The 2,114-nt window shown below is 36.0% G+C and carries 2 protein-coding genes; one reads left to right on the forward strand and one right to left on the reverse strand.

Features of this window, described 5'->3' with window-relative positions:
• On the forward strand, window positions 1-1,075 hold a 1,075-nt coding region (locus tag LT679_RS18555), incomplete at its 5' end, for a type IIL restriction-modification enzyme MmeI (RefSeq protein WP_232179179.1).
• 3 nt (window positions 1,076-1,078) lie between these two features.
• Here LT679_RS18555 and LT679_RS18560 read toward each other — a convergent pair.
• Window positions 1,079-2,114, reverse strand: a 1,036-nt coding sequence (locus LT679_RS18560) for a type IIL restriction-modification enzyme MmeI (protein ID WP_232179180.1), incomplete at its 5' end; no start/stop codon positions are given.

Below are 2,114 nucleotides of genomic sequence, written 5' to 3' on the forward strand. Positions count from 1 at the left end.
TATGCCTCTAAAACATAATACAGGTAAAAGCTTTCAGGGTAGCATTGTATTGGGAAAAGGTTTCGTGTTGACCACGGAACAGGCTGAAGCATTAATTGCTAAAGATCCACGAAATAAGGAAGTACTATTTCCATACTTGAATGGAGATGATTTAAACAATAATCCTGAACAAAAAGCTTCACGTTGGGTAATAAATTTCTTTGATTGGCCCGAGGACAGAGCCCGCACTTACCCAGATTGTTTTGAAATAGTAGAGCGGTTGGTAAGGCCAGAACGGCAACGTTGGTTAAAAGATAAAAATGGATATGAAATTGTAGGCACATATGCACTTAGAAAACCATTGCCACAGAGATGGTGGATATATGGAGAAAAACGACCTGCGCTTTACCAGACCATATCCAAGTTAGACCACGTCATGGCAATTAACCGCCACGCTAAATACTTACTCATTTCAATAGGCCAGAAAAACATTGTTTATAGTGAAGCCACTATAGTGATTGCTTCTGATTCTTATTCTGATTTCTCGATATTGTCATCGGCAGTACATGACGTATGGGCTTGGAAGAATAGTTCCACTATGGGAGCCTCAACATTAAGATATTCTGCCAGTAATGCGTTTGAAACATTTCCATTTCCAAACGACCCATTAAATAGATTGGAAAAGTTGGGCTACGAGCTGAATGTTTTTAGAAGAGACTTAATGAGAAATGCTAAAATAGGTTTGACTGAGACATACAACCGTTTTAATGATAAAGATTTAAACCAATCATCTGAGTTATACGAGGCAATTTTAAAACTTCGAAATATCCACTGTGAAATAGACAAAGCCGTTACAGAAGTTTTCAACTGGAACGATCTTGATTTAAAACACGACTTTTACGAAGTAGAATTCCTACCAGAAAGTGACCGTGTTAGGTTTACTGTACCTCCTGATACACGAAAAGAGATATTAAGCCGGCTTTTTAACTTAAATCAAAAGCGACATGCTGACACAATTGATAATGTAGAAGCAGTAGCAGAAATGAAAAAAGTTAAAATATCGTTAGAGAACATTAATCTATTTTCCAATCAATAAATTCTAGAAAAGCTTGGCGGTATAAATATCTGTTGAATTTTTAATATTTCTTTTGATGTTGCCTTTTGGCACAAGATTTTCACTTTGTTCAGCATTGTATAATTGGTTATTTAATTTTAATAATCGTTTTAAGATTTCTTTTCGGGCAGCGGATTGAATGGTGAAACGGATTCTGTCATTTTCCGGCAGATATTCTAATTCATAAAATCCATGCTGCATGTCAATATCTTCCCACCCATACGATTTCAAAACAGCTAAATCCATTTTCACATGTAACGAACGTAATTCCTCAATTTGAGATAAAGTATGATCAGACAGAGTTTTTAACCCTATATCATGAAAGTAATTATAAATTTTTGTCAGACCTATTTTAGTTGATCTCATAATATTTTTTCTTAAGTTAAAATAGTCAGTTCCTAAATGCTCCAATTCTGAAGTGTTAATCTCGGGAAAGGGAAATGTTTCAAAAACATTTCCAGGGGTATAGTTTAAATCCGACTTCATTGTTGTGCAATATTTCCATGCCCATATATTATGAATAGTTGATTGCATAAGACAAAAAATTGAGAATGATTGATTGTTAAATACAACCAACGCGTCAGCAAAAACCATTTCCCTATCCACAAAAGTCATAGCCAACGTTTTACTAATTCTTGCAACCACCATGACGTGGTCTAACTTGGATATGGTCTGGTATAACTCTTTTCTTGGTCGTAAGAATTGCCACCATTTTTCCCTACCGGTCTTATCATTTTTTGTTAGTCTTTCAGGCTTTACTAAGTGTTCTATGACCTCAAAACAGTCAGAATATGTCCTAGCTTTGTCCTCCGGCCAATCAAAGAAATTTATCACCCACCGTGAGGGGCGTTGTTCTGGGTCGTTGTTTAAATCCTCCCCATTCAAGTATGGAAATAGTACTTCCTTATTTCGTGGATCTTTAGCAATTAATGCTTCAGCCTGTTCCGTGGTCAACACGAAACCCATTCCTAAAACATAACTACCAATAAAACTTTTGCTGGAATTCTCTTTCAAGGGAAAT

The organism is Mucilaginibacter roseus (assembly GCF_021215455.1).
GTDB lineage: Bacteria > Bacteroidota > Bacteroidia > Sphingobacteriales > Sphingobacteriaceae > Mucilaginibacter > Mucilaginibacter roseus.